Source organism: Flavobacterium inviolabile (assembly GCF_013389455.1).
Lineage (GTDB): Bacteria > Bacteroidota > Bacteroidia > Flavobacteriales > Flavobacteriaceae > Flavobacterium > Flavobacterium inviolabile.
Map to the genome: position 1 here is coordinate 2,584,839 of NZ_CP058278.1, position 25,698 is coordinate 2,610,536.

Here is a 25,698-nt window from a genome sequence, read left to right on the forward strand (position 1 = left end):
CACCAGACCAATGATAAATAGTTATAAGCTATAACTTCCGGTTATACTGTTTTGGGTAAACCGCATAAAGATTTCCGGGATGCGCTCCGTTTTTCCTTGTAAATGAGCGAAATAAAAAATGCGCTTGATGTCGAGGTCTTCAATGTCAATAACTTTAAATTCGCCGTTGACAATTTCTTTGCTAACGGCCGTAATGGACACAAAGGCAATACAATTGGAATTTGCCAGAAAGGATTTTATACTTTCGGTACTGCCCAAATGCATAATAACATTCAGGTCTTTCAGGTGAACGGAATGCTTGCCCAGTTCGTGTAAAATAATATCAAGACTGCCGGAACCGGCTTCTCTTAATACCAGCGGTGTTTTTAAAAATTCCGCCATGCTGAGGTTGTCTTTGTCAGCCAGTTTTTGAGAAGTGTGCACAACGGCTACAATTTCATCCTTTAAAAAAGGCGTGTATTTTAAGGCTACATTTTTTGATTTTCCTTCCACAATTCCCAAAGCTACTTTTTTCTGGATAACGGCTTTTTCAATTTTTTCGGTATTGGCATTGATAAGCGAAATCCGGATATCCGGAAAATGTCTGTAAAAATTAGCCAGAACGGGAGGAAGGATATACTGGCTTAGCGTGGTACTGGCGCCCAGCTGCAGTTCACCGGAATGGCGTTCTTTTAAAAGACTTAAATCGAAATGGATCCTTTTGTAAATTTCAAAAATATCTTCCGAGTGATTGAAAAGCAGCTGCCCGGCTTCGGTTAATTCGATCTTATTGCCTTTTCTTTCAAACAAACGGATGTCAAATTCAGATTCCAGCTCTTTGATGTTTTTGGTAACGGCAGGCTGGGTAATGCATAACTCTTCGGAAGCTTTTGTAAAGCTCAGATGCCTGGCGACTGTATGAAAGATTTTTAAGCGGGTATCCGACATGACTTCAATTTGGAGTAACTATTCAAAGATACGACTTATAGTTTTTTATTTCAGAATACTTCGCCTTGCTTTTTTCAGGATATAGGCTGTTTCTTTAGAATTGTTTTCCTTTTCCCATTTTTTACAGAGGCTGACCACAAATTCCGGTCTTGTTTTGGAAGCATCGTTAAGCCAGTTACCAACACTGTCGCGCACATATTTGGAAGTATCGGCTTTTAAAGGTTCCAATATGGGTAAGGCTAATTCCGGAGTTTCCTTTAACGCTTCGATATGTTTGCACCACACGCCTCTCGGCCTGATGGACTCACTGGCAAAACGCCGGATATATTCGTTTTCAGACCGGGTCCAGGGCGTTAGCAGTGTGATGGTTGTTTCCAGATTGTCAGTAATGTCCGGACGTATCGCCAGCCAGCTGAGTTCCCGTACCCCAAAATGACGGTCGGAGGCAAAGACTTTCATCCGTTCCAGTTTTTCCGCTACTGTAGCCTCGTCTTTACCGACAAAGAATACTGCCCAGCAGCGCACAGTGTCCGACGGATGTTGCGACAGCAGATCAAAAAGTGCCGTATCATTATGGATATAGCTTTGCGTTAACAGCCCTACACCAATAGCCTCATTGATGGTTGTGACCGTTTGCTTTTTTAAATTTGAAATGTCCGTCAGGATATCCTGTAAATAGGTCTTCCGGTTGTACTGTGTTAAAACGGTTTCCAACAGCTGCTTCTGGTTGATGGCCAGCCATTCGTTAAGGTTGGCCGATTCAATTTCGCCCTTGTTGAGCTGGTCTAAAATTGATGGCGGTATTGCGGCAATGGTCCGGGCTCCTTTTCTTGTTGTCATAACGCGGCTATTAGTTCTGAAATAACGATACGGTTCCGATAATCAGCATCGATAAAACGGTAGGCAATGCTGTTATCTTCGTTTATCACAAATATAGCAGGAATAGGCAAAACAGCAGCAGCGGTATTGTTGAAATCCTGCAATTTAATTCCGAGGCTTTCATAATACGGAATAACAAAATCGGGTAGTGTAAAGGCAATGCCGGATTGTTTGGCAAGGTCGTTGTCTTTATCGGTAAAAATCTTAAAACCGAATGGATGCTCTTCCAGCAGTGCCGCATTATAAACAGGCATTTGGGGTGAAACGGCAATCAGTTCGGCTTCTTTTTCCAGTATAAGCGGATAGGCGTCCTGTAATGCTTTTAATTCCAGGTTGCAGTAAGGACACCAGGAACCTCTGAAAAAGGCAATAATCAGTTTTTTGCGTTGCTGCAGCCCGCTTAGCCAAACAGTTTCTCCTTTATAATCGAGCAGGGCTCCATCGGGAAAAGACGCTCCGGTTTTAAGAGCATTTTGGGTAATATTCCGGGATTTTAAACCGGCAATGGCTTCATTAAATGCGGCGATTACTTCCGGCGGCAGCTGAATGGCCAATTGCTTGTTGAGGGCTTCGATTTGCTCCTGTAAATGTTCCATAAGATTTGTTTTTTGTGTAAAAATCAGCTGTTTCAGTGAAACTCACAATACCGCACTTTTTTACCCCATAGGGTGGAAAAAGTCAACTTTTAAGAGTATCAGCGTAGTAGCTGTAAAAAAATAACGGCATATTTTTCACGGGATGTTTCCGCTACATTTTGTTTCGGTAATTCCTGTTTGTATTTTTGTGATTCTCCGATACCGATTGTTATGAAAACAAAAATCCGCATTACCGAAAATAAAATATGCCCGTTGGAAGAAGCTGTCAATACCATTAGCGGCAAATGGAAAATCCCGATTTTATGGCAAATGAATGAAGGAATGAAACGTCCCAGTGAATTTCTGAGGGGTATTGCCGTTGTGGACCGAAGGGTTTTAAACCAGCAGCTGAAGGAAATGGAAGAATGCGGGTTGATCCGGAAGGAATCATTTAACGAATTGCCGCCAAGGGTTGAATATACTTTAACGGCTTTGGGCGACGAATTGGTAAAAGTACTGTGGAGCCTGAACGATTGGGGGAAAACACTGGTGGCAAACCGGGAGAAAATATAATATAAAAGCATATTCCCCGTTACTTTCAGTATATTTTAATCCAGGCCCTACAGATGTCGCCAAACAGACGATTACACATACTCTTTTTTTTAATTTTATTGGCGTTTGAGCAAAATGCCATTGCCCAGACCGATAGTACCTATATCGGTACGTTCAGCCAGGAATATTCCGGAAGGGTTTTTATTGCCAGAAAATACACTTCGCTGTCCCATGAAACAGGTAACGATAAAACGGATGAATACATGCCTAATAATCCTTTTGATATTGGTGCAGGCTTTAGCTGGGGCGGTTCGTCATTCAGTTTTAGCCACGGCTTTAATTTCCTGGCCGATCCGGAAAAGGGAAAAACCCGTTCGCTGGATTTACAATATCATTATTACGGGAAGAAAATAGTACTGGATTTCTTCGGACAGGATTATAAAGGGTTCTATCTGGAAGATACGAATAAGGAAAACATCATCGGGATGTATCCCGACATGCAGTTAACCAAAGTAGGGCTGTTCGGACAATATGTTTTCAATGGTAATAAGTTTTCCTATCGATCGGCATTTGACCAGACGGAACGGCAGTTAAAGTCGGCAGGAAGTTTGTTACTGGGCGGTGGTATTTATTATACACGGGTTCGCGCCGAAACCTCTTTAGCATTCTATAAAGACCTTTACCAGGTTGGACCCAGTATCGGCTATGCCTATACATGGGTTATTAACCGTCATTTTTTTCTGACGGGCTCTGTAACTCCCGGTTTGACGGTAGGGTTTAAAAATATAAACGATACGTTAATCTGGAATCCGAGTGTCTTTTTCAGATCCGCATTCGGTTATAATGCCGACAGCTGGTCGCTTAACGCATCCTTTTTGCTTAACAAGCTTTATGTGAGTTATAAGGATGATAACCACATCAGCCTTAATTCCGGAAATTTCCAGTTTACTTTTATCAAACGTTTTGACAGTAATTCGCGGATACTTAAAAAAATACCAAGATTTTAAATGTTTCAAAAGCCGGATGTATAGGATCGGTTAAACAGAACGAATCTGCCGGTATTATTTTGGGCAATGAAACCAAAATAATACCGGCAGATTACAGTATCCTACAACCATTGTCCGAACTTTTTGAGAAACTGTGTCTTTACCAATTGGGTCAGCAGGCAATAGCCGGTTAGTATGCCTATCAGCCATGGAAAATAAGCAAGTGGTAAAGCCTGCAGGTTTACCGTTTTGGCAAAAGGAGTAAACGGTATTGCCAGACCGACCAGCATTACGAAAGAAGTTAGGGCGACAACCGGAGCCGTTGCCCAGCTTTGTACAAACGGTATTTTTCGCGTGCGGATCATGTGTACGATTAATGTTTGCGATAACAATCCTTCTACAAACCAGCCGGTCTGGAACAGGCTCTGATGTTCGGGAGCATTCGCTTTGAATACAAAAAACAGTACGGCAAATGTGGCATAATCAAAGATGGAACTTATCGGACCGATACACAGCATAAAACGACTGATTCCGGCAGCATCCCATTTTTGCGGTTTTTCCAGGAAATCTTCGTCCATTCTGTCCCAGGGAATGGATATTTGTGAAATATCGTATAACAGGTTCTGGATCAGTAAATGGATGGGCAGCATGGGCAAAAACGGCAGCAGGATACTCGCACCGAGCATGCTGAACATGTTTCCGAAGTTACTGCTGGCAGTCATCTTGATGTATTTGATAATGTTCCCGAATGTCCGGCGGCCGTAAATAACCCCTTTTCGCAATACCATCAGGTCTTTTTCCAAAAGGATAATATCGGCACTTTCTTTAGCAATATCCACAGCGGTATCCACCGAAATCCCTACGTCGGCATTTCGCAGTGCCGGAGCATCGTTGATACCGTCGCCCATAAAGCCAACCGTATGCTGCTGTGCCTGGAACAGTTGCACGATACGGGATTTCTGAACCGGATTCAGCTTTGCAAAAACACTGGTTTCTTCCAGTTTTGAAGAAAGTTCATCATCGGTCATTTTCTCAATTTCATTTCCCAATAGAACGTGATGGAACGGAATGCCTACATCGCGGCAGATTTTCCGGGTCACGATATCGTTGTCACCGGTTAGTACTTTTACCTGTACGCCCAGTTTCTGTAAACTTTCAATGGCCGGTTTGGCAGAAGGTTTTGCCGGATCCAAAAAGCCTATAAAACCGGTTAAGACCATTTTGCTTTCATCGGCTACGCTGTAGTTAGCCGAACGGTTATCGTATTCTTTTATCGCCACCAGCAATACCCGTAAACCATCTTCGTTCAGCTTTCTTGAGGTATTTAAGACCGTTTCGCGCATGCCGGCATCAATCGGAACAATGGCATCTTTTTCGATGTGTATGCGGGCATTTTCACCGGGATAAAAAGAATGGGAACACAAATCGAGCATTTCCTCAACGGCACCTTTACAGATCAGCAGGTGTTTGCCGTTTTTCTGTTCCAGGATAACACTCATGCGGCGGCGCTGAAAGTCAAAAGGAATTTCATCTACTTTTTTGTAATCTTCTTCCACTTTCAGGTAATCGTGCAGTTCCACATGTTCTAAAACGGCTACATCCAAAAGGTTTTTCAAGCCGGTCTGGTGGAAGCTGTTAAAGTATGCCCATTTGAGGACCTCATCATCTTCATTGCCCAAAACGTTCAGATGCCGTTCTAAAATGATCTTATCCATAGTGAGCGTACCTGTTTTATCGGTACACAGTATGTCCATTGCGCCAATGTTCTGTATGGCATTCAGGCGTTTTACGATTACTTTCCGCTTACTCATGTTTTTTGCCCCTTTGGCCAGGTTGGCGGTAACGATCATTGGCAGCATTTCCGGGGTTAATCCCACTGCGATGGCAATAGCAAACAGCAGGGCATCAAACCAGTCGCCTTTGGTCAGTCCGTTAACGATAAAAACCAGAGGTACCATAACCAGCATATAGCGAATTAGCAGCCAGCTGACTTTATTGACGCCTTTATCAAAACTGGTTTCCGAACGTTTGCCGCTAATGGCTTTGCCAATTGCCCCCAGATAGGTCAGGTTTCCCGTGGCAACCACAATAGCCGTTGCGGTTCCGCTTACCACATTGGTTCCCATAAAGCAGATGTTTTCCAGTTCCAAAGGTGGTTTTGCCGTTGGATTCGTTACCGGAGCTTCTCTTTTTTCCAAAGGCAGGGATTCTCCGGTGAGTATTGCCTGGCTCACAAACAAATCTTTGGATTGTATTATCCGGATATCGGCAGGGATCATGTCGCCGGCACTCAAATAGAGAATATCACCCGGTACCAGATCTTTAAACGAAATTTCCTGTTTGCCGATGGTTTTACGCAATACGGTTGCTGTTGTGGTGACCATGTTTTTTAAGGCTTCGGCAGCCTGGTTGCTGCTGTATTCCTGCCAGAACCGCAGCAGGGAACTGAGAATGATCATTACACTCACAACGATTACCGTTTTATAGTCCTGTTCGCCCGGTGCGGCTAAAATAATATCCATTACGGCAGAGATAACCACCAGAGCGATTAATACGGCTATAAACGGGTTTACAAAAGCCATGAACAGCTGTTTGTACCAGGAAGGCGCTTTTTCGTGCTGGATTTCGTTAGGACCGAATTTTTTTAATTTTTCTTCCGCCGTTTGCTGGCTCAATCCGGCTTCGTTGGTTTCCAGTAAGGCATATATAAGATTACCGTCGGCTTTTGCAATAGCATTAAGCCGGGTAGCGGCACTTTCTTCAAAGTTTGAAAAAGCTTTGTTCCCGTTTTTTATTTTTGTTGTCAACATTTTGATAAGGTTTTGCTTTTTATATTTCAGCTTGTTGTCCTGTAAATTCCCAGCTCACTTTGGTTACTTCCTGTTCAATGGTGAGCCGACTTACTATCTGTTCCATGATATAATCCTGTATGCCGGCTGCCGTGATTTCTGCAACGATTAAAGTTGAGGTCTGATTTTCATTATCGCTGCTGGCAAGGGAGCGGAGCACTATTTTTTCATTGTTCCCCAATTGCTGTATTAACAATACCCGGATGTGGTTTTCCACATTGTTTTTACAGTTAATGATAATTTTATAGTCGGCAGGCAGGGAGGTATTTTTAGGAATAAATGTCAATACACTAAGCTTTGTGCCTACAGTACGCAATAACAAATGGGTAATGATTACGGTAACTGTGGTGAGTATTGCCTGGGGGAATAACCCTATTCCGACCAAAGCGCCTACAGCAGCAGCACACCACAAAGTAGCGGCTGTATTTAAACCCTGTACGTTCAAGCCGTCCTTCATGATCACGCCGGCACCCAGAAAACCGATTCCGGATACGATCTGTGCGGCTACTCTGCTGGGATCGCCGGAATGGCCGGTAATCGAAACCGACAGCAGTATAAAGGCGGCTGCTCCAATGGATACGAGGGTATTGGTGCGCAATCCGGCACTTTTTTGCCGCCATTGCCGCTCAATGCCTATAGCGGCTCCTAAAACGAAGGCGAGTGTTAACCGCACTGCAAATTCAGTTACCGAAAGCATAGGCAGCAGGATTAGACGGTTGATACTGTTGCGGTTTCGGAATCGTACCGGACTTTATGGTCTGTTCTTCGGAACCAATAGCGATAAAGGGCATAGTCCCGATACCGAGGTGAATATCGTAATATTCGGATGTGACAGGAGTTTTCTTGTTGTTGTAAAACGTCTTGTTTTTTATACGCTTTACGAATAAAAATATAAATTTCATGACTGATAAAGATTTTGTTCCCTGAAGAACAATACCGGTCATGTTCTTTACAGCGAAACGTTAGTACTTAAATTGGGATAATCGTCCATAATTTGTTTTATTAACTATGCAAAAGTAAAACAGCCCATTGGATTGGGCTGTTAGAGATGTTTTAGAAAAATATTAGAAAATCATTAGAGCGGGGAGAAGGTTTAGTTTTCGGTTCTTTTTTTCTCTTCTTCGTTCCCGAAATTTCGCTGGTCTACTTTCACTTTATTGTTTCCGAAGTTATACGTCAGTGATACTCTTACAAACCGGCTGCTGTTGTTTTCGTTATAAACTTGTTTGATGCCATTTACAACTGAAGTATAATCTTTTAAATAGGTTGTATTAAAGATATCATTGAAGAGTACGGCAACCTGCATATTATCGTTTAGGAAGCTTCTTTTTACCGCCAGGTTTAACCCGGAAACGGTTCCGTATTCATACAATCCTCTTTTGTAAGGAGAGCAATACAGATAGTCCAGCTGTAATTTGGTTTGCTTGTTCAGGGAGAAAGTATTGTTTGTGGCCAGATACACCTGCATTTTATTCATAGGAACCGCCTGGATGTTTGTTGCAAATACTGTTTTGGAACCCAATAGATAGATTAAGTTCTGACTTTGCCACCACGGTGCGATCGTTGCCGTGTAGTTTTCCCCGATACCGTAATAGTATTCTTTAAAGTAGTTTTCCCGACTGATGATCTGAGTGTTTGTTGCTGCATTGGAACTGAACACCACGCCATAACCATTGGTAATCACATTAAAGAAGGCATTGGTACGCAATTTTCCTTTGTAGGTATAGGTAAGATCGAAGTTATCATTGTAGGAAGGCTGTAAAAAAGGATTTCCTTCGGAATAGCTGTTGCTGTTCAGGTAAGCACGGAACGGGTTCAAATCGCGGAAACCAGGTCTGTTAATACGTTTTCCGTAGTTAAAAAGAAAACTATGATTGTCATTTTCGGTATAAGAAAGATAAACGGTCGGGAACAATTTGAAATAGTTGTTGGTATTGTTTTGGTTTAACGTTTGGGAATATCCTTCCGTTTGGGTGTTTTCAAGACGTAATCCTAATTGTACATTGAATTTGTCGTTTATTTTTTTAGTTCCGTTAATATAAACGGCCTGATTGCGTTCGCGGTATTCAAAGGTATTCGAACGGTTCGGATCCAGTTCCGGGCTACCGCTGATAGTGTTATAGTATTGAATAGCACCTTTACTGTTGCTGAAACTTACCTTGGCACCATAAGAAAGGCTGGCAAAAGCCAAAGGATGTTCCATATCGGCTTTTATAGTAAAGTTATTGATGTTCTGGCTGGAAATATTCCTGGCGGCCTGGTTAACGTTCAGGAAGGCGGCATCCGGTGAAAAGGTTTCGGCAGTAAAACGGTTGTCAATTTTAGCATCAAAAGTGAAATAATCCACATCTACGGCAATGTTTCTACCCAGCGTATCCAATTTTGAGATGATGTGGGCATTGTATGTCTGGCTGTTTGAATGCTGGTTGTTGCGGCCGTTATTGATTAATAAAGAATCCAGTGTTTTTCCGGTATTAAAGATATTGATCACAGCTTTATCCTTGCTGTCCGGGCTATTGAAATTCCCCAGGTACTGAGCGCCTATGCTGGTACGGTCGGATAGAGCATAATCGGCAGTGATGCGTCCGGAAGCATGATCCGTTTTTTGTTTGCCTTTGTATTTTAATTCCCATAATCCACCGGGATAGTAAGTGTCCAAATCCTGTCTGGACTGGGTATTTCCTGATTTTCCGGTACCGCTTACAGTGAATTTTAATTTGTCTTTGTTGTACAGGAAATTATTGCGCAGCGTAGTGGAGCCGTAAGTATTCTGGTCATAGGTAAGCGTAGTGCTGTTTTTCCAGGAATCTGAGGCACCTTTTTTAAGGATGATGTTAATCAGGCCGCCATCGCCTGCAGCTTCATATTTAGCCGGCGGATTGGTAATGATTTCGATATTCTTAATGTCGCTGGCCGATATTGATTTCAGGAAGCTGATTAGCTCCTCTCCGGACAGAGCTACAATTCTTCCGTCGATCATCACACGGGAAGCACCTTTGCCCAGCATACTGATGGCATTGTTTTGCACCACAAGACCCGGAGCGGTACTCATGGCATTAATGGCATCACCACCAGCGGCGGCGGCATTGTTATCTACAGTATATACCAGGCGGTCAATTTTTTGTTCCACCATTTTCTTGTTGGTTTTAATCACGACCTGTTGCAGGGTATTGGCACTTTCGCTAACAACGATAGTACCCAAATCGACAGGGGTATCCATCGTGATCTCTTTCTGCCAGTCGTTATAGCCTAAAAAGCTAATTTTAAGGTTGTAGGTGCCTTTATTCAGTTCCATTTCAAACGAGCCGTCTTCCAGGGTGGTCATACCGGTAATTATTTTTCCTTCGGGACTGGTGATAACAACATTTGCCCATGCTAACGGTGCTGCGGCATCGGTTACTTTTCCTTTTAACTGTAATGATTGTGCCATACAACATAATGGAAATAGTAATAACAGAAACAGGTTTACTTTTTTCATGATCTCAATTTTTGCGTTGGTTTTAATTATTTGAAGCAAAATTGCGGTAGCGAAAGTTCCTGTGCGACCGATAAAAAAAGTCGAACCATTTTTTGAAGATAAAATTGGTTCGACTTTCTTAAATGAGGCGTTCGACTTTTTTTAAAGCCTTTAAGATGAGGTGTTTCGGTATTGTGTAGGCGTTAGATTTGTATATTTTTTAAAAGAGGTATTAAAAGAAGATTTGGAGTTAAAACCCACTTCATATAAAATTTCCAGTACCGTTACATCGCTTTTTTCGGGATTTCTTAAAAGGTGCATAGCTTTCTGAATGCGGTATTCGTTTACAAAATCAAAGAAATGCTGATCCATGTGGTGGTTGATCAAAACGGATAGCTCTTTTACCGGCAGCTCAATCTGATCGGCCAGTTGCTGTATTGTCAGCGACGGATCCAGATAAGGCTCCTGAGCGATCATATAGCTTTTAAGCTGATTAATTTTTGCCGTGATGGGAGTGTCCTGTTCCGCTACGGTTTCCGGATGCGGATTGGCCTCTTCCGTATGAACGATGTCTTTTACCAGTTGTAATTTTGAATCAACGCTTCTGAATAGTTCCGGATAGTATAGGGCTTTGAGAACAAACCAGCATAATACAGATAAGGCAATCAGGCCGACAATTATGTTCAGCCAGATAAAAATACCGTCATGATCGGTATAAATAACGGTGTTCTTTACAAGTACGATAGTATGTGCAACGGTAGAGATAACGGTAATCTGGAACAGCCATTTGTATGTGGCACTCGTTGGATCGGTATAGTTTTCCCGGTAAATTTCCCTGAATTTTTTCAGAAGCAGGAAAACGGCAATAATATAAAAGGCAAATTGCAGCTCTGTAACCACGCGGATAAAGATCATTTCGGGAGATTTGGTCAGGTGGCTGAACAGTTGTTCTTTACCGGCAGTATCGGCAAAATACAGGCGTGGTGCCATAACGATATTCCCGATGAGGTAAGGAACGGCATGCAGCAAATGCTTGGGCTGTATGCGAAAATCGGAATAACAGACCGATAGCATGTACAGGTAAAAAAACGGCATGATTAACAGCGACATCAGGATCCGGAACATTTCCAGATTGAGAAGACTGCCGGTATAGCTGAACATAAAAAAACCGCTGATATCAACAGCACTCAGAATAATAAAGCAGGCAAACAGCCGGTTGCTCAATTTGTTCCGGGTTTGTACCGTTATCAGGAAGAGCGCTAAAAGAAAGGAAACAAAAACGGTGATTTTTGCAATCTGCGTAATTAAACTGATTTTATCCATCTAACGATCTTTATTGTTTTTAGAAGTCAGTATCCCAAGGTTTTTCTCCTGCATTTTTTCAATATTAAAATACAGACCTTTTATTTTAAATGTTTCGGTAGCGGCAATTTTAATAAAGTCACAATTGCCAACAAGTGATTGTCCGGTGTTGTTTAATTCCAGCATGTTGAGCAATACATATTCATGTCCCACAACAATAACGTGGAAACCGGTTTCACAGGTTACCCCGTCACCGGAATGCATGATCGTATTTAAAATACCATGGAAAATAGCGGATACTTTTTTGGATTGTTCTTCATCGCCTTTTAAATGATAGAGGTAAGCCAGGATGTTCATCATTCTGATATCGAACGGGAATTCCTGAATAGCGCTTTTGGTCAGTTCGATAATTTTGTCGTAGTCTTTCGGATCGAGTACCTCGCGGTTTAAATAAAGGGCTAGATCGTCTTCTTTAGAAAAGTTCCTGTAAGGGTCATAGTCTTTATCAAAAATATAACCATAGTACAGGTATTGGAAATCTGCTGCTGTCAGCGATGCATCATAACGGCTTAACCGTTCCTTTAATAACGGATAATAATAAACCGATTTTTTATTTTGTACTTCTTTCTGTATCTGTTTATAGTCCGGAACTTTAAACTCAAAATCCTGAGCAAAAGCAGCGGTTACGAACAATACGAACAGCGTGACTAAAAGGCCTCTTTTCATTAGAAATTAATTAAGGACTAAAAATAGTATTATGTTTTTATACTATTCAGGAATCATTGCAAATATTTTTGAAATTTCCCGGATTGCAATACTGCGATAGCCGGAGTACCCGGATTGCCGGGGTTTGCTATAGTTCCGGAAGATATTGTTATTTTTTAAGTGCTGAATAAAAAGTTCAGCTACTAAAAATAACTGATTTTAAGGGTGTTGTTATCATGTTGTTAATTTAATTTTTAATTTTCTGAGTAAAAATTAAATTATTGTGTAAAAATATATAAAATACACGCTTTTTTAGTAACTTGTGAAAGCGATCCCAAATCTAAATTACCTATGACTACAGTTGCTTTTTTCAGGTTATACAAAAATGTAACATTTTCATATTCAATAGTGAAAAGTTTAAAGAGACTACCGTTTCAGCGATATTTAGATTGCTTTAGTAGTATTATTTATCCACCGGTTTTACTAGAAAAATATGAAAACAGCTTTACTCCTGTATAAAGAGGCGTCATTTTTAAAAGAAAAGAATGACGACGGTTTGAATTATGAAGCCGCACAATTGCTTATTGGCTTCGGTGCACCCGGATTAATTTCAGATCCCGATACGTATGCTTTTCTCAGAAAGCGGTTTCCGCTGGCCGATATTGCGCTCTGCTCTTCTGCCGGAGAGATTTATCAGAAAGAAGTGGTAGACGATACGATCACGTTAACGGCACATGAATTTTCGGCTACAGCGATCAAAACATCACAAATTGATATTGCGGATTACGATTCCGGTTTTACCGCCGGGAAAGCACTGGTGGAAAACCTTCCCGATGAAGGACTGCGGTTAATATTTGTACTGTCTGATGGCGGAAAAGTAAACGGGAGTGAATTGGTTAAAGGGATGAATGCGGCCAAATCGAAACAGGTATTAATTACCGGCGGACTGGCCGGTGATGCCGACCGGTTTGAAAAAACCTATGTGGGTTTAAACAGTGTTCCGCAAACCGGTAAGATAATTGCCATTGGTTTTTATGGCGATAAACTCTTGCTTTCACACGGTTCCTTGGGCGGATGGGAGACTTTCGGATTGAAAAAAACAGTAACAAAATCGAGTGAAAATATATTATATGAAATAGACAACAAGAACGCCCTGGACCTGTATAAAAACTACCTGGGGATATATGCTTCCGAACTGCCCGGATCGGCATTATTATTCCCTTTGGCACTAACTTTAAAAGACAGTGGGGAAACGATAGTAAGAACCATATTGTCCATTGACAACAACAATAAAAGCATGACTTTTGCCGGTGATTTGCCTGTGGGAAGTGAAGTACAATTTATGAAGGCAAATTTTGATAAACTGGTCGATGCGGCAAGTGATGCCGCCAATACGTGTTTAGCCATACAGCATGCCGCTCCCAAGCTCGCTATACTGATTAGCTGCGTGGGAAGAAAACTGATATTGGGAAACAGGATAGAGGAAGAGGTGGAAGCGGTTTCCGATATTTTCGGTGCCGCAACACTACTGACCGGGTTTTACTCTTATGGCGAAATTTCCCCGATGCGGCCTTTCTCTAATTGTGAACTTCATAACCAAACGATGACAATTACCGGACTTAATGAAATTGAGTGATCATGACGTATCATAAGTTATTACAAAAACAGATTAATAAATACCTGCCGAAAGATTTCAGGCAGCATAATGATTTCAGGGCTTTTCTGGAGTCTGTTAATACTTCTTACAACTCGTATGAGAAAGATAAAGGGATTATGAACCAGGCATTCCAGGAAAGTGAAAAAGAATACAATGAAGTACATGAAAATTTAAAAAGAGAAAATGACCTTAAAGAAAGGTCTATTGAAAACCTGTATGAAAGTCTGAAAGGAATTGACGATACGTATCAGGATATTAAAGATGAAGATAAAAACGATCTGCTGTTTATCTCCGGATATTTAAGTGAGCAAATCGAAAAAAGAAGAAAATCCGAAAAGAGCCTGAACCACACGGTTGAACTTTTTAAAATGCTGCTGGCAAATATTCAGTCCGGTGTTATGGTAGAAGACGAAAACCGGAAAATCTTATTTATCAACCAGCTGTTTTGCAATTTTTTCGGGATAAAAGAGCGTCCGGAAACGATGGTTGGAATGGATTGTGCTGTTACGGCCGAGCGTTCCAGGCATATCTTTAGAAAACCGGACGATTTTGTAAACCGCCTGGAAACGATTTTTGAAGAAGGCAAAATTGTGACGAATGAATTGATCGAGACAACAGACAACCGCTTTTTTGAAAGGGATTATATCCCGATTGTTATCAATGGAGAACTACAGGGGAATTTCTGGAAATATACGGATGTTACCGAGAAAAAGCAGACGTTAACGCTGATTGAGCAAAATGAAGAGCGAAACCGCCTGATCATGAATGCGGCGCTGAATGCAATTATTAATATTGACAGTGCCGGGAAAATCACTTTTTGGAACCGCCAGGCCGAGAAAATATTCGGCTGGAACCAGGATGAGGTTTTAGGACAAAACCTGACCGATACGATCATTCCGGAAAAGTATGCAAGCGGACATATTAACGGGATGAACCATTACCTGGAAACCGGCGAAGGGCCGGTGTTGAACCGTCAGCTGGAACTGAGCGGACTGAACAGGGACGGACAGGAGTTTCCTATTGAAATTTCGATACTGCCGATTAATCACAATGAAGAAAAATTCTTTTGTTCTTTTATTCAGGACATATCCGAAAGAAAAAAGGCGGAAACCAGCCTTAAAGCACAGGAAGAAAAATACCGCAACATTATTGCCAATATGAATATGGGACTGATAGAAGTGGACCGGAACGATATCATCTTGTATGCAAACCAGGGCTTTCTTTCGATTTCCGGATACGAACTGGATGAAATTATCGGTAAGAGCGCCCCGGAGATTTTTATGTATAATGAAGATCTGAAGCTGGTGAAAAGCAAACAGGAACTGAGAAGAAAAGGTATTTCGAATTTGTACCAGCTGCCGATTAAAAATAAAAAAGGAGAACTGCGATGGTGGGCCATCAGCGGCGGACCGAATTATGACGACAATGGCGAATGGATCGGGTCCATAGGGATCCATCTGGATATTACCGAACAAAAGCGGATGGAAATTGAGTTGAAGAATGAAAAAATCAAGGCACAGCAGGCTTCGAAATCGAAAGAAGCTTTTCTGGCCCACATGAGCCATGAGATCCGGACACCTTTGAATGCGATAGTCGGCTTTTTAAGAGAATTATCGAAACAGGATCTGACCGCAGCACAAAAAGAATATGTAAACAACAGTAATATTGCTTCCAAACATTTGCTGGCGATCATTAACAACGTGCTGGATATCTCCAAAATTGAAGCCCGGGAAATGTCCCTTGAAAAAGAAGACTTTATTTTTGAGAATACCATCAATAACGTGGTAACGGTGATGAAGCCACGGGCTGAAGCCAAAGAGCTATACCTTAGCAAATCGGTTTCGGAGCATATTCCGAAGGTTTTAAAAGGGGATGTTTTGCGATTGGAGCAGATTTTATTCAACCTTATCGGCAATGCGGTTAAGTTTACGACACAGGGCGGCGTTGCGGTTGATTGCAGTCTTGTAGAAAGTTCGGATGCCCGGCAAAAAATAAAGATCTCGATTTCCGACACCGGAATTGGTATTGATGCTGATTTCCAGAAAGATATTTTCCGAAAGTTCACACAGGAGGACAAAGCGCTCACAACAAAACGCTATGGCGGAACAGGATTGGGTTTGTTCATTACCCGGGAACTGGTAGAGCTGATGGGCGGTACCATTGAAATTGAAAGCGAAAAAGGCAAAGGAACGGTATTTCATGTGTATCTGGAGCTGGAAAAAGGAGATGAGGAAAAGATCCAGAAGGCGAACCAGCAGGAAGAATGGATGAATCTCGAAAATGTTACGATCCTTCTTGTAGAGGACAATATTCTGAACAGGATGGTGGCACAAAATTCCCTGAAACATTATAAATGCAATGTTATTGAAGCGGAAAACGGATTAAAAGCGATTGAAATTCTAAAAACAGGCGCGAATATTGATTTGATACTGATGGATATCCAGATGCCGGAAATGGACGGTATTGAAGCAACAACGCTTATAAGAGAAGAGCTGAAACTGGATATACCGATTATCGCCTTAACGGCAAACGCGTTTAAGACCGAGGTAGAACGCTGCCAGAAAGTAGGCATGAATGATTATGTTACCAAACCGTTTGACGAAGACGTGCTGATTAACATGATTGCAAAATATACGAATAACGGTAAAATTGAAAAGATAGGCACTTTAACGAAGCTCTATGATTTGCGTTTAATCCAGGGATTAAGCAGTGAAAACGATAAGTTTATGAATGAGCTGCTGGTGGTTTTTATTGAGCAGGTTAACGAGACCATCCAAAAGACGGAAATTGCCCTTTCGGAAAATAATTTTACAGAGGTGGGCCGTATTATGCACAAAATAAGGCCGAGTGTGGAAAGCTTACGGATTCATTCCATTAGTAACGAACTGAAACAACTGGAAGAGTTGGCTAAAAATGCAGAGAATGTTACGGCCATTAAAATACTGTTTGGCTTTATCAGGGCGAAACTGGAAGAAGTGATTTTGCAGTTAAAAGAAAACGAACGGGATTTTCTGTAATCCGGAGCTACTATAAAAATATAAACCTGGCGTTAGTGGTAACGCCAGGCTTAACGAAAAAGTCAGTACATACTTAACTTTGCGTAAACAAAAAAAATTAAATTAAAATTAAAGTACTTTACAGGATGTTATCGTTTTTGCTGCAACGAGTATAATCCGTTGGAAGTAAACAATTCATCCGGTTTTTCTACTGTTTCTGCCGGGACTACGATCTGATCGGCATTTTTTATGGTTTCCAGCCTGTCGGTAATGATAAGCAGGGTTTTGTTTTTTACCAGTTCCTGAATGGTTTTCTGGATACCGTTGTTCTGGTCTGCATCCAGGGAAAAAGCAGCTTCGTCTAAAAGCAGTATCGGTGCGTTTTTTAGTATTGCCCGGGCAATATTGAGGCGCAGTTTTTCATTAACAGACAGTTGGTACCCGTATTTTCCTATCCGGGTGTGCAATCCTTCCGGCAGTTCCCAGGCAAAATCAATGACCTGAGCTTTTTCGGTAGCATCAAATATGGCATCGTCCGTGGCTTCCGGATTTTCCGATTTAAGGTTGTTGTAAATACTGTCGTTCAATACTTCACTATCCTGGAAAATTTCGCTAACAAATGCTGAAAGTTGCTGCTGCGGGATATTTTTGATGGGAATGCCGCCAATTTTAATGGTTCCTTTTTTAATATCCCAAAAGTGGGAAAGGAGTGTGGTTAACGTTATTTTATCGGTTGCAGATAATCCCACTAATGCCGTGACGCTTTTTTCTTCAGCATGAAAGGAAATTCTCCGGACGGCTTTTTCACCATCGGCATTAAAAGCGACATTGTCAAACTGTATGTCGAAGGTGGCCGGGCTTTCTTCCTGATTCACTTCCAGCAATGGCCGGTTTAAGAATTGTATGATTCTGTTTATATTAAAGTTCATCTTGTATCCTGTTTGGAAGCTGTTACCGGTATTCCGGACCGCTTCGTTTATTTTAGCTGGAACTCCTCACGTCGTTCCATTTCCGATTGTTCTTCACTATTGCCTGCCTTCCAGTAAGAGTAGGCATAAAGTTCGCTGCGTTCCCATTTTTGCTCTTTTCGCATATAGTTCCGGATCGTTTTTACAGTAGCAAATTCGGCTGCTACATAGGCAAAACGGCTGATACCCGAGTCCGGTAACGGATGGTTTTTAATGGCATCTGCCAGTGCAGTAGTCAAAATATTGTCGTTATATAACAACCACTTGACCGTTACCTGCGATCGCGTTGAAATGGTTTGTATTTCCTGTTCGTTTTCAACAAGTATATAGGCAACACCGGTTGCCGTTTCGGGCAAGGTTTCCAGTATAACACTGATAACGGGAATAGCCGTAGCATCGCCGGCAAGCAAATACCAGTCGGCTTTCGGGTAAAGTTCCGTTTTTAAGCCGTACATCGCCACACCTAAAGGATCGCCAACATTGGCATGGATTGCCCAGGAAGAAGCCGGACCGGAATCGCCATGAGCAACAAAGTCAATATACATTTCTTCTTTTTCAAGATCAATCCCCCTGTGGGTATAGGTACGGATGGACGGGCAGACCTCTTGTGGCGGAAGTGCCCATTTTCCGTTATCAAAATGCGGAAAATGAATCTCGCGAACACCTGCCGGCGGAATAAAAATTTTATTGTTTTCCCCTACGGTTGCTGCTGCATATTGGTTTACAGATGCCCCTGTTAGTGTAATCCGTAAATAATTAGGCGTTATATACTTTTTAGCTTTTACCTGAAGTGTTGCATTAATGATGTGCAATAATTTGTTTTCTTTAGTATTTGCCATTGTGTGATTGATGATTTTGATAAAAATAAATTAATAGTTTAGATTGTTTCTAAATAATATTTATCTTTGAACAAAGGTCAGCTTTATCCCTTTTAAGGTTGTACTCAAAACGGATTATTGATAACGCTAAAAGGATTTTTAAATGAAAATGGTTATTACGAATACAGATCTCAATGATATTTTGTTTGAGCGGGATTTGCCACAGAATTTTAAAAGCGATAAAGCCTATACCGAAAGTAACACTGCTATATTTCATCCGAAATTCGGTTCGTCGGATATCGAAGATTTATGGTTTGAGGGAATCCACATTACGAAAGGGCAAACCCGGATCAAAGAAGATATTTCCTTAAAAATAGAGAGTAATTATTCCGTATTTGAAATGCATTTTACGCTTTCCGGATCCAGCCAGGCCACTACTTTAGGCTCCAAAGAGATCTTTCGTTTTGAACCACAGCAGCATAATCTTATTTATACCAAAGATTTTGAGGGGTATTTTAATTTTTCGAAACAGGAAGATCTGAATAACTTTTTTGAAGTGCATTTTACCGAAGATTATTTTCAGCGTTTTATGAATGTTGAAAATACCGTACTGGATAAGTTTCTTAACGGTATTGAAAAAAGGAGTATGTCGGCAATGAAAGAGAAAAATATGGCGATTACGCCACAGATGAATCTTATCATTTCGGAAATCATGCAGTGCAAACGTTCCGGTTTGCTGAAACGTCTTTTTATCGAGTCGAAGGTTATTGAGCTGTTTATGTTACAGCTTGCCCAGTTTGAAACGACCTTAAAGGAGAAAAAAGAGGTGATGAATTTCCAGGATATCGAAAAAATCCATCATGCAAAATATTTACTGGAGCAGAACATCAGCAATCCTTACACGCTAATAGCGCTGGCGCATGAAGTAGGACTAAACGATTTTAAATTAAAAAAAGGCTTTAAAGCAATCTTTAACACTACTGTTTTTGGCTATCTGCACGACTTACGAATGGAAAAAGCGAAACATTTGCTGCTGGAACAGGAAAGGACTATTAAGGAAGTAGCTGATTATTGCGGCTATGAATATGTGCAGCATTTTATCACGGCTTTCCGTAAAAAATATGGTATTACACCGGGAAAACTACAAGCCTAAACAAAGGCGATGGCTTATCAGGGCTGTTTTTTAAATAAAGATTTAAAACGGGTCCATAAATTCCTTTTTTCAATAACAATCTCACCTGTAAAAGCTTTGCTTTCTTTCATTTCGATCGTGTACTTTGCGGAAGGGTTGGTTTTGTTTTACTGTATAGAATTGCTTAAATATGGGGTAATTCGATTGTAAAGGTGGTTCCCTGGCCGGGTTCGGACACTACGGAAATACTACCGTTATGCAAGGCAATTATCTTTTGGGTCAGGGACAGGCCGATCCCGTTTCCTCCGGCAAAATTCTTGTTATCACCTCTGAAAAAAGGAGTGAAGATATTCGGCAGATCTTCGTTATTGATCCCGATACCGTTGTCCTGAAAACGGATTATCGTTTTTGTTTTAAAATAGGTTATCGCTACAGTGCTTTCCTTTTCTTCCGAAAATTTACAGCCGTTTTCAATCAGATTCATAAAGGCAACTTTCAGCAGGTATTCATTGCCTTTTACGGATATAAAATCGTCGTCTTCAATTTCCTTTTCAAAAATAAGGTTTACTTTAAATTCCGGCTGGTTGTGCATCACATCGTTCCGCGCATCCAGTAAGACTTCATCGAGGCGAATTTCTTTCAGTCCGATTTCTGCCTGGTCATAATTGGCTTTGGCAAGATCCAGCAGACTGTTGGATAACCGGACCAGTTTTTGCGCATCATTTATCGCGTTTGTAATGGATTTTTGATATTCTTCGTTGGTGCGCATATTGCTCACTGATAGTTGCAGTTCGGTTAGCATGGCTGTTAATGGCGTGCGCAGTTCGTGTGAAATATTGGAAACAAAATCTTTTTGTGCTTCAAATGATTTTTCCAGGCGGTTCAGCATTTCGTTAAAAGTGGTTGCTAGCTCAGCAATTTCGTCTTTGCTATTGGGTATTTGTACTCTTAAATCCAGATTGGTTGCCGAGATCACCTTTACGTTGGCTACAATATTGCTCACCGGCGATAAGGCTTTTTTGGAAAAGATGCGCCCCATGATGTAGATAAACAGGATGGAGGAGAAGAATAAAATAAGGATGGTGCGTTTAATGGAATCGGAACTGTGGTAACCGTTCTGGTCATAGGCCGCCGCCATGATAATATAGTTCTTGTTTTGATATTCGTATTTTAAACCGATAGCCTGCCATTTGTCGAGATAGAAACGGATTTCCTTTTTTTTCAAAACGGAATGCAGCATTTTTTTATTTTCTTTTACGATATCAATATCCACATCATCATGGTATAATAAGTTAAAGGAATCGTCATAAATGGCAACTTCAACTTCGTTGATTATCGAACGGTTATTGGTGTAAATCGCCTGCAGGGTCTGGGTGTCAATTTTAGCCTTGAAAAACAGGTTGGCTTTTGTGATGGCTTCTTTGTTCAGGCTTTTATAGAAGGCTCTCTCCCTGCTTTTTTCGCCGGACAGGTAGATAATGACTGCAAAGACCAACACGATGGAAGCCGTCAGAAAGGTAAATAATAGGCTGAGTCTGTTTGTAATTGTCATTTAGTCGTTGCTTTCCAGTTTCAGAATAAATCCCATACCGGATTTTGTATGGATCAGTTTGTTGTCGAAATCCTTGTCAATCTTTTTGCGGAGGTAATTGATGTAAACATCGATAAAATTGGTTCCGGTATCAAAATGGGTGTTCCATACTTTTTCGGCAATTTCGGTCCGGCTCAGTACGCGTTCGGCATTTTGCATCATGTATTCCAGAAGCTTGAACTCTTTTGGCGTTAAGCTGATTTCTTTTCCGGAGCGTTTAATGGTTTTGGTGTTATAATCCAGTTCCAGATCCTGGTAAGTGAATTTGTCGGTATAATTTGGTGCGTTTGTACTGCGTTTCAGCAATACCCGGATGCGTGCCATTAATTCCCTGAAATCAAATGGTTTGACGAGGTAGTCATCGGCTCCGGCATCGAAACCGTCAACCTTGTCATCGGTCGTTCCCAAAGCCGTCAGCATAATAATCGGTAAGCCGGGATTACTGTTTTTAATCGACTGGCACAAATCCAGTCCGCTGATCTTGGGCAATACGATATCGGTAATCACAAGATCGTAAGTGTTGTATAAGGAAAGCTTTTTTCCCATTTCCCCGTCATAGGCCAGCTGGGTTTCATAGCCTTCTTCATCCAGGCCTCTTTTTAGCAGTTCGGCTACTCTTGTATCGTCTTCAATAATTAAAATTTTAGGCATAGGTATCGGGACTAATGGATTAGGCTTTAACAAAAATAAAATAATAAATCGAGTGGAGCGGAAGGGAAGCAGCTAAAAATAAAAAAGCCTGAAAATATTAATTTTTCAGGCTTTTATAGTGTATAGTTCTATTCAATATTAAATATCATCAAAGTCAATATCAGTGAAGCTTCCGGAAGATTTCGTTTCTTCTGTTTTCTCTGAAAAATATTCTTTTTTAAAGTCTTTTTGGTGTCTTTCAGAAATTACTTCTTCTCCTTTATGGTTTAAAACATAAGAAGTCATTTCATTTAAAATCTCTTTAAAAGCAACAAAATCCTCTTTATATAAATAAATTTTGTGTTTTTTGAAATGGAATGAACCATCATCTTCCGTAAATTTCTTGCTTTCGGTGATGGTAATGTAGTAATCGTCAGCTTTTGTAGCTCTCACATCGAAGAAATACGTTCTTCTTCCTGCTCGTAAAACTTTAGAAAAAATTTCTTCTTTTTCTAACATTTCATTTTCTCTCATAATCCTTCTGTCAATTATTAATTGTGTTAAGTAGAACTCAAAAATCTAAAAAAAAACCAAAATAACCAACATTTATTGTAATTCTTTTTCCGAAAGTTGCTTAAAATATAAGTCTTTATAATAGCCTTCCTGGTTTACTAATTGATTATGAGTTCCTTGCTGGATTATTTTTCCGTCGTCAAGAATGATAATCTGGTCGGCATTTTTGGCTGAAGAAACCCTGTGACTGACAATAATTGTAGTTTTATCTTTACAGAATTCCATTAAATTGCTCAAAATTGCCTCTTCTGTCTCGGTATCCACTGCCGACAGGCAATCGTCTAAAAGTAGTATCGGAGCGTTTTTAATTAAGGCACGTGCAATGGAAACCCGCTGCTTCTGTCCGCCGGAAAGTGTGATACCTCTTTCACCCAATATGGTATCGTACTGGTTTTTGAATTTAACGATGTTTTTGTGAACGACTGCCTTTTTAGCGGCTTCGATTACTTCTTCGTCGGTTGCTTCTTCATTTCCGAATTTGATGTTGTTTTTGATCGAATCGGAGAAAAGGAAAGCATCCTGTGGTACAAAGCCGATATTGTTTCTGACATCGAATAAATTTAAGGTATCAATGTTTCGATGGTCAATTTTTACGGCACCTTCATTAACATCATACAGTCTGCTTATTAAGGAGAGTATTGTTGATTTACCGGAACCGGTTTTACCTAATATGGCAAGTGTTTCGCCTTTTTTGATACGGAAGGAAACATTGTTCAGGGCTTTGATGTTTGTGTCTTCATAAACAAAGGTAACGTCTTCGAAAGCAACTTCGCCTTCAATTTCGGTTTTCTCCGGTACGGTGTTTTGGATTTCCGGTTCAATTTTCAGGAATTCGTTGATTCGCTTCTGAGAGGCTTCCGCTTCCTGAACCATAGAGGATACCCACCCTAATGAGGCTACCGGCCAGGTAAGCATGTTGATATAAAGTATAAACTGTGCGATCACGCCAATATCCGGAATGCTGCCGTTAATATACATCATACCGCCAACGTAAATTACAACAAGGTTACTGGCACCGATTAACAGTATCATTAACGGACCGAAAAGTGCGTTCACTTTGGCCAGCTGCATGTTTTTGTTTTTACTGTCCTGCGATAGTTTTATAAAGTCTTCCTGTTTTTCATTTTCAATGGAATAGGCTTTAATAACCCGTATTCCGGAAAACATTTCCTGAGTAAAGGTGGAAAGCCGGGACAGGTTTTGCTGGTATAAGGTGCTGCGCTTGTTGATCTCGGAGCTGATCTTAAAAATACTGTAGGCCAGGAAAGGCAATGGCAGTAATGAATATAAGGTAAGCTTTGGCGAGATAATATACATTTGTACCGTAACAACGGCAAAGCGGATAATGGTATTGATGGAATACATCACGGCCGGCCCCACATACTGGCGCACTTTTCCAACGTCTTCACTGATACGGTTCATTAAATCACCGGTTCTGTTTTTCTTATAGAAATTTTGCGAAAGGCGTTCGTATTGCTGGAATACTTCATTCTTTAAATCAAATTCGACATGACGGGACATTACAATTAAGGTCTGGCGCATCAGGAAGGTTAAAAAACCGGCGATCAGGGTAGTGGTCAATATCAAAATGATGTTTTCCAACAGCAGGCTCCGCACCACGGAAGCGTCTAATTTACTGTTTTCCAATGCCTTTATAGAATCGCCAACCAGTTTAGGGGTATAGAGTGTAAAGAATTGGGCTACAATTGTAATTATGATTCCTAATAAAAAGCGGTATTTATATTTGATGAAATATTTGTTTAAATATTGTAGTTCTTTCATTTTTAAACGAATTGTTTTGCTTTATATATTTTTTTGGTGTTAAAATGTTGTGTTTTTTATTGTGATTTTAAAAGTTGGTTTTAAAAATAATTATTAAAGAATAATTAAAAATACCGATTTATGTTGAATTATTCTGAATATAAGTGTAATTTTGCAATCTATTTTTGAATAAATTTCAACCTCAAAATAAAATTTAAAACATGATAACAGAAGTTACAACTGCTAATGAGCTTCATAAAATTGACCCGGTTTTTGGTCAAGTTTCATTTGATAATCATGAGCAAATCGTATTTTGTCACGACAAAGATACTGGTTTAAAAGCAATAATTGGTGTTCATAACACAGTTTTAGGACCTGCTTTGGGAGGAACAAGAATCTGGAAATACACTAACGAATGGGAAGCATTAAACGATGTTTTGCGTCTGTCTCGTGGAATGACTTTCAAATCAGCAATTTCAGGATTAGATTTAGGTGGTGGTAAAGCGGTAATCATCGGTGATTCAAAAACGGATAAAACTCCGGAGATGATCACGAGATTCGGACAGTTTGTAAACTCATTAAGCGGTAAGTATATTACTGCAGAAGATGTAGGTTCTACTACAGCTGATATGGATCTTATCCGTGATGTAACACCTTATGTAACGGGTATTTCAGAATCAAGAGGTGGTTCCGGTAATCCTTCTCCTGTAACAGCTTATGGTGTTTATATGGGAATGAAGGCGGCAGCTAAATACCAGTTTGGTTCGGATAATTTAGAAGGTAAAAAAATCTTAGTACAGGGTATCGGACACGTAGGTGAAACTTTAGTAGAGTTAATCACTAAGGAAGGTGCTTTGGTACAGATTACAGATATTAACGAAGGACGTTTACAGGAAGTTGGTGCTAAATATGGTGCTAAAGTATTCAGCGGTGCTGATTTGTACAGTGCTGATGTGGATATCTATGCTCCTTGTGCTTTAGGGGCAACAATCAACGACGATACTATCGAAAAAATCCAGGCAAAAGTAATTGCCGGAGCAGCAAACAACCAGTTAGCTGTTGAAAACGTTCACGGTGCAAGATTACAGGAAAGAGGTATTTTATATGCTCCGGATTTCTTAATCAATGCCGGTGGAATCATTAACGTATACGGAGAAATCGCCGGATATGGTAAAGAGGAAGCTATGCGCAGAACAGAAAATATCTTCAATACTACATTGGATATTTTCAATTATGCAAAAGAGAATAACATTACTACGCACCAGGCAGCTATGAGAATGGCGCAGAATCGTATTGATGCAAGAAAAAAAGAAAACACGAAGTAGTAGTTTTCAAATAAT

At 40.6% G+C, this 25,698-nt stretch carries 21 protein-coding genes; 6 read left to right on the plus strand and 15 right to left on the minus strand.

Annotated elements, in window-relative coordinates:
- Positions 1 to 21 precede the first annotated feature (21 nt).
- From HW120_RS11530 to HW120_RS11540, 3 genes are read right to left on the minus strand one after another with little or no spacing between them, the layout of a single operon-like run.
- Positions 22 to 927, minus strand: coding sequence for a LysR family transcriptional regulator (locus tag HW120_RS11530; protein WP_177734254.1), 906 nt, complete (start codon positions 925 to 927; stop codon positions 22 to 24).
- Between the two features lie 45 nt (positions 928 to 972).
- On the minus strand, positions 973 to 1,767 hold the full coding sequence (locus HW120_RS11535; protein ID WP_177734255.1) for a DNA alkylation repair protein: 795 nt from the start codon (positions 1,765 to 1,767) through the stop codon (positions 973 to 975).
- Positions 1,764 to 2,402 carry a peroxiredoxin-like family protein gene (locus HW120_RS11540; RefSeq protein WP_177734256.1) on the minus strand — a complete coding sequence of 213 codons (639 nt, stop codon included), beginning with the start codon at positions 2,400 to 2,402 and terminating at the stop codon, positions 1,764 to 1,766. The genes HW120_RS11535 and HW120_RS11540 overlap by 4 nt, the downstream gene beginning before the upstream one ends.
- A 210-nt stretch (positions 2,403 to 2,612) precedes the next feature.
- Here HW120_RS11540 and HW120_RS11545 point away from each other — a divergent pair, with 210 nt between their 5' ends.
- Together HW120_RS11545 and HW120_RS11550 are read left to right on the plus strand one after the other, a co-directional pair.
- The gene (locus HW120_RS11545) at positions 2,613 to 2,954 is read left to right on the plus strand and encodes a winged helix-turn-helix transcriptional regulator (RefSeq protein ID WP_177734257.1); all 342 of its coding nucleotides are present in this window, start codon (positions 2,613 to 2,615) and stop codon (positions 2,952 to 2,954) included.
- A 53-nt stretch (positions 2,955 to 3,007) separates the two neighbouring features.
- Entirely contained in the window at positions 3,008 to 3,940 is a 933-nt protein-coding gene (locus HW120_RS11550; protein ID WP_177734258.1) for a DUF4421 family protein, read from the plus strand.
- Between the two features lie 101 nt (positions 3,941 to 4,041).
- Here the strand turns inward: HW120_RS11550 and mgtA are convergent, their stop codons facing one another.
- The 6 genes from mgtA to HW120_RS11580 form a co-directional block, all read right to left on the minus strand.
- Entirely contained in the window at positions 4,042 to 6,729 is a 2,688-nt protein-coding gene (gene mgtA / locus HW120_RS11555; protein WP_177734259.1) for a magnesium-translocating P-type ATPase, read from the minus strand.
- A gap of 19 nt (positions 6,730 to 6,748) precedes the next feature.
- A complete protein-coding gene (locus HW120_RS11560) occupies positions 6,749 to 7,465 on the minus strand; it encodes an MgtC/SapB family protein (protein ID WP_177734260.1) in 717 nt (238 codons plus the stop codon).
- Positions 7,449 to 7,670 (minus strand): hypothetical protein, encoded by a 222-nt coding sequence (locus HW120_RS11565; protein ID WP_177734261.1) that lies wholly within the window; start codon positions 7,668 to 7,670, stop codon positions 7,449 to 7,451. Before HW120_RS11565 ends, HW120_RS11560 begins: the two co-directional genes overlap by 17 nt.
- Before the next feature lie 191 nt (positions 7,671 to 7,861).
- Entirely contained in the window at positions 7,862 to 10,246 is a 2,385-nt protein-coding gene (locus tag HW120_RS11570) for an outer membrane beta-barrel family protein (RefSeq protein WP_177734262.1), read from the minus strand.
- Between the two features lie 150 nt (positions 10,247 to 10,396).
- Positions 10,397 to 11,548 carry a helix-turn-helix domain-containing protein gene (locus HW120_RS11575; protein ID WP_177734263.1) on the minus strand — a complete coding sequence of 384 codons (1,152 nt, stop codon included), beginning with the start codon at positions 11,546 to 11,548 and terminating at the stop codon, positions 10,397 to 10,399.
- Positions 11,549 to 12,253: a DUF4919 domain-containing protein gene (locus HW120_RS11580; RefSeq protein ID WP_177734264.1), complete on the minus strand. Its 705-nt coding sequence runs from the start codon at positions 12,251 to 12,253 to the stop codon at positions 11,549 to 11,551.
- 472 nt (positions 12,254 to 12,725) lie between these two features.
- On the opposite strand from HW120_RS11580, the gene HW120_RS11585 reads away from it, so the two are divergent.
- The gene (locus tag HW120_RS11585; protein ID WP_177734265.1) at positions 12,726 to 13,868 is read left to right on the plus strand and encodes an FIST signal transduction protein; all 1,143 of its coding nucleotides are present in this window, start codon (positions 12,726 to 12,728) and stop codon (positions 13,866 to 13,868) included.
- A gap of 2 nt (positions 13,869 to 13,870) precedes the next feature.
- Complete coding sequence (locus tag HW120_RS11590) at positions 13,871 to 16,906, plus strand: PAS domain S-box protein (RefSeq protein WP_177734266.1); 3,036 nt, start codon at positions 13,871 to 13,873, stop codon at positions 16,904 to 16,906.
- Positions 16,907 to 17,034: 128 nt separating this feature from the next.
- On the opposite strand, the gene HW120_RS11595 is transcribed toward HW120_RS11590, so the two are convergent.
- The gene (locus tag HW120_RS11595; protein ID WP_177734267.1) at positions 17,035 to 17,814 is read right to left on the minus strand and encodes an ATP-binding cassette domain-containing protein; all 780 of its coding nucleotides are present in this window, start codon (positions 17,812 to 17,814) and stop codon (positions 17,035 to 17,037) included.
- A gap of 47 nt (positions 17,815 to 17,861) precedes the next feature.
- Positions 17,862 to 18,692: a siderophore-interacting protein gene (locus HW120_RS11600; RefSeq protein WP_177734268.1), complete on the minus strand. Its 831-nt coding sequence runs from the start codon at positions 18,690 to 18,692 to the stop codon at positions 17,862 to 17,864.
- Positions 18,693 to 18,834: 142 nt separating this feature from the next.
- Here HW120_RS11600 and HW120_RS11605 point away from each other — a divergent pair, with 142 nt between their 5' ends.
- Positions 18,835 to 19,824 carry a helix-turn-helix transcriptional regulator gene (locus HW120_RS11605; protein WP_177734269.1) on the plus strand — a complete coding sequence of 330 codons (990 nt, stop codon included), beginning with the start codon at positions 18,835 to 18,837 and terminating at the stop codon, positions 19,822 to 19,824.
- Between the two features lie 163 nt (positions 19,825 to 19,987).
- Here the strand turns inward: HW120_RS11605 and HW120_RS11610 are convergent, their stop codons facing one another.
- The 4 genes from HW120_RS11610 to HW120_RS11625 all read right to left on the minus strand — a co-directional run bounded on the left by HW120_RS11610 (position 19,988) and on the right by HW120_RS11625 (position 24,379).
- Complete coding sequence (locus HW120_RS11610; protein WP_177734270.1) at positions 19,988 to 21,355, minus strand: sensor histidine kinase; 1,368 nt, start codon at positions 21,353 to 21,355, stop codon at positions 19,988 to 19,990.
- Positions 21,356 to 22,045 (minus strand): response regulator transcription factor, encoded by a 690-nt coding sequence (locus tag HW120_RS11615; protein ID WP_177734271.1) that lies wholly within the window; start codon positions 22,043 to 22,045, stop codon positions 21,356 to 21,358.
- A 138-nt stretch (positions 22,046 to 22,183) separates the two neighbouring features.
- The gene (locus HW120_RS11620) at positions 22,184 to 22,558 is read right to left on the minus strand and encodes a PUR family DNA/RNA-binding protein (RefSeq protein WP_177734272.1); all 375 of its coding nucleotides are present in this window, start codon (positions 22,556 to 22,558) and stop codon (positions 22,184 to 22,186) included.
- A 72-nt stretch (positions 22,559 to 22,630) separates the two neighbouring features.
- On the minus strand, positions 22,631 to 24,379 hold the full coding sequence (locus tag HW120_RS11625) for an ABC transporter ATP-binding protein (protein WP_177734273.1): 1,749 nt from the start codon (positions 24,377 to 24,379) through the stop codon (positions 22,631 to 22,633).
- A 200-nt stretch (positions 24,380 to 24,579) separates the two neighbouring features.
- Here HW120_RS11625 and HW120_RS11630 point away from each other — a divergent pair, with 200 nt between their 5' ends.
- A complete protein-coding gene (locus HW120_RS11630) occupies positions 24,580 to 25,683 on the plus strand; it encodes a Glu/Leu/Phe/Val dehydrogenase dimerization domain-containing protein (RefSeq protein WP_177734274.1) in 1,104 nt (367 codons plus the stop codon).
- Positions 25,684 to 25,698 lie beyond the last annotated feature (15 nt).

Bases quoted from the DNA above. Each gene is read 5' to 3' on its own strand.
- HW120_RS11530 (WP_177734254.1), bottom strand. From the start codon at position 927: ATGTCGGATACCCGCTTAAAAATCTTTCATACAGTCGCCAGGCATCTG.
- HW120_RS11535 (WP_177734255.1), bottom strand. From the start codon at position 1,767: ATGACAACAAGAAAAGGAGCCCGGACCATTGCCGCAATACCGCCATCA.
- HW120_RS11540 (WP_177734256.1), bottom strand. From the start codon at position 2,402: ATGGAACATTTACAGGAGCAAATCGAAGCCCTCAACAAGCAATTGGCC.
- HW120_RS11545 (WP_177734257.1), top strand. From the start codon at position 2,613: ATGAAAACAAAAATCCGCATTACCGAAAATAAAATATGCCCGTTGGAA.
- HW120_RS11550 (WP_177734258.1), top strand. From the start codon at position 3,008: ATGTCGCCAAACAGACGATTACACATACTCTTTTTTTTAATTTTATTG.
- mgtA (WP_177734259.1), bottom strand. From the start codon at position 6,729: ATGTTGACAACAAAAATAAAAAACGGGAACAAAGCTTTTTCAAACTTT.
- HW120_RS11560 (WP_177734260.1), bottom strand. From the start codon at position 7,465: ATGCTTTCGGTAACTGAATTTGCAGTGCGGTTAACACTCGCCTTCGTT.
- HW120_RS11565 (WP_177734261.1), bottom strand. From the start codon at position 7,670: ATGAAATTTATATTTTTATTCGTAAAGCGTATAAAAAACAAGACGTTT.
- HW120_RS11570 (WP_177734262.1), bottom strand. From the start codon at position 10,246: ATGAAAAAAGTAAACCTGTTTCTGTTATTACTATTTCCATTATGTTGT.
- HW120_RS11575 (WP_177734263.1), bottom strand. From the start codon at position 11,548: ATGGATAAAATCAGTTTAATTACGCAGATTGCAAAAATCACCGTTTTT.
- HW120_RS11580 (WP_177734264.1), bottom strand. From the start codon at position 12,253: ATGAAAAGAGGCCTTTTAGTCACGCTGTTCGTATTGTTCGTAACCGCT.
- HW120_RS11585 (WP_177734265.1), top strand. From the start codon at position 12,726: ATGAAAACAGCTTTACTCCTGTATAAAGAGGCGTCATTTTTAAAAGAA.
- HW120_RS11590 (WP_177734266.1), top strand. From the start codon at position 13,871: ATGACGTATCATAAGTTATTACAAAAACAGATTAATAAATACCTGCCG.
- HW120_RS11595 (WP_177734267.1), bottom strand. From the start codon at position 17,814: ATGAACTTTAATATAAACAGAATCATACAATTCTTAAACCGGCCATTG.
- HW120_RS11600 (WP_177734268.1), bottom strand. From the start codon at position 18,692: ATGGCAAATACTAAAGAAAACAAATTATTGCACATCATTAATGCAACA.
- HW120_RS11605 (WP_177734269.1), top strand. From the start codon at position 18,835: ATGAAAATGGTTATTACGAATACAGATCTCAATGATATTTTGTTTGAG.
- HW120_RS11610 (WP_177734270.1), bottom strand. From the start codon at position 21,355: ATGACAATTACAAACAGACTCAGCCTATTATTTACCTTTCTGACGGCT.
- HW120_RS11615 (WP_177734271.1), bottom strand. From the start codon at position 22,045: ATGCCTAAAATTTTAATTATTGAAGACGATACAAGAGTAGCCGAACTG.
- HW120_RS11620 (WP_177734272.1), bottom strand. From the start codon at position 22,558: ATGAGAGAAAATGAAATGTTAGAAAAAGAAGAAATTTTTTCTAAAGTT.
- HW120_RS11625 (WP_177734273.1), bottom strand. From the start codon at position 24,379: ATGAAAGAACTACAATATTTAAACAAATATTTCATCAAATATAAATAC.
- HW120_RS11630 (WP_177734274.1), top strand. From the start codon at position 24,580: ATGATAACAGAAGTTACAACTGCTAATGAGCTTCATAAAATTGACCCG.